Origin of the sequence: Gardnerella greenwoodii 00703Dmash, assembly GCF_000263635.1 — a bacterium.
Lineage (GTDB): Bacteria > Actinomycetota > Actinomycetes > Actinomycetales > Bifidobacteriaceae > Bifidobacterium > Bifidobacterium greenwoodii.
Genome location: NZ_ADEV01000010.1, coordinates 1 through 1,595 on the forward strand (window position 1 = coordinate 1; position 1,595 = coordinate 1,595).

2 protein-coding genes are annotated in these 1,595 nt (G+C 42.3%); both read right to left on the reverse strand.

Annotation, left to right across the window (positions count from 1 at the left end):
- A partial coding sequence (locus tag NG78_RS00465) for an InlB B-repeat-containing protein (RefSeq protein ID WP_004135406.1) occupies positions 1–1,264 on the reverse strand: 1,264 nt, incomplete at its 3' end.
- Between the two features lie 213 nt (positions 1,265–1,477).
- Positions 1,478–1,595, reverse strand: a 118-nt coding sequence (locus NG78_RS06070) for an LPXTG cell wall anchor domain-containing protein (protein WP_155114869.1), incomplete at its 5' end; no start/stop codon positions are given.

Below are 1,595 nucleotides of genomic sequence, written 5' to 3' on the forward strand. Positions count from 1 at the left end.
TCGGAGTTGGAGCCGGTGTCGGAGTCGGAGTCGGTGTCGGCGTCGGTGTCGGCGTCGGTGTTGGAGTTGGAGTCGGTGTCGGTGCAGAATCTTTCGTGTAAATGGCATACACAGTCATATCACCATTAACTACGCTTTCTCCCGTAAACGTCTCACCCTTACCATTTTCCTTCGTATTCCACTCCTTGAAGGTATAACCGTCCTTCGTTGGATCCTTCGGCATGGACTCATTAGTCAACGCATCAGTATTAATAGCCTTACCAGTTTCCACTTTCACTTTTGCATGAGTCTTATCGCCATCCTTGAAAGTAACTGTTCTTTGAATCCACTTCCACTGAGCGACGTATGTTACGTCACGAGTTACCTTATCTGCAACGGTAGGAGTCCAGCCTGTAAAAACATAATCTTTTCTGCTTGGAGCGGTTCCCACAAAAGCAGGAGTATCGGAACCCGAAGCAGCTTTGTAAACCTGATCGGTAAAAATTGCTTCGTTATCAACGCCATCAGTATAAGTTATCGTGTATTCTCTTACAAAGCTTACTTCTATAGTGTGAGGCGATTTTACAGCCTTGAATTCATATGAACCCGAAGCTGTATGTTCGACGGTCTGTTCTACTCCGTCTATCTTCAGCGAAGCTATTATGTATCCTTTGTTGGCTGTAAAATTGTATTTCTGATTTTCTCCGTATGTGACTTCTGTCTTTCCGGCAGGAGTTATCGATCCGCCTTCACCGGCAGTTGCCGAGATAGTAGGATTAAGGTTTGCATAGACCTTATAAATTCGCTTAATTAATGTTGATTCTCCTATAGTCCCCGTTCTGTTTACGGAAATCACATTTCCCGATGTATAAGGAATGCTCTTGTTGTTGTGATCTTTCGAAAATGAATAGAAAATACCTTTGTAGTTTCCGTAGTCCTTGTCTTTTAAAAACTGCTCGTACGTCCAATTCTTAAAAACCCAACCTTCTTTTGCAGCGGCAGTGTACTCCCTTACGCCTGTAAGCTGAGGGTCAACTCCAGCCGAATTTTTGTGAGTGATAGTTATCGCGGCTGCAGGCGAGCCGTTATCGTCTTTTACAGAATAAACATGCAGCTCTGCGTCTTTTATATACGGTTCCTGCATGTCTATTTCCGTATATTTGTCGGCTTGCTTAGATGCTACCGCATCGCCACCAGCAAATGCCTGCGTAGTTCCAGCTACTACGCCAAATGCTACTAATGTTGCCAGCAGTAGCCCCATTGTCTTTTTTGCTAACAATTTCATCTTATTCACATTTCCTTATTAATCTAAAAATGTTCTTTTTATTACTTTGAAAAAACTGCATAAAAATAGGCAGAAACACATACCTATCCATCAGGTATATAATTCTGCAAATTAAAAAATTCTACGTGAAAATAGACAGAGTTATGCTGTCTGTCTGTCTGTCAAGGATTTTGTCAGTCTTTTCATGGCTTGCCAACCTTTTATGCTAAGACGTTATTCACAATCCTTCATTTTTTTGTAAAGTACTCCAAGACCAGCTAAAGATAGCCCCAACGCAGAAAGAAATGCGCCAAGAGAGCTGGATTCACCAGTCTTAGGTAATGTTGATGGT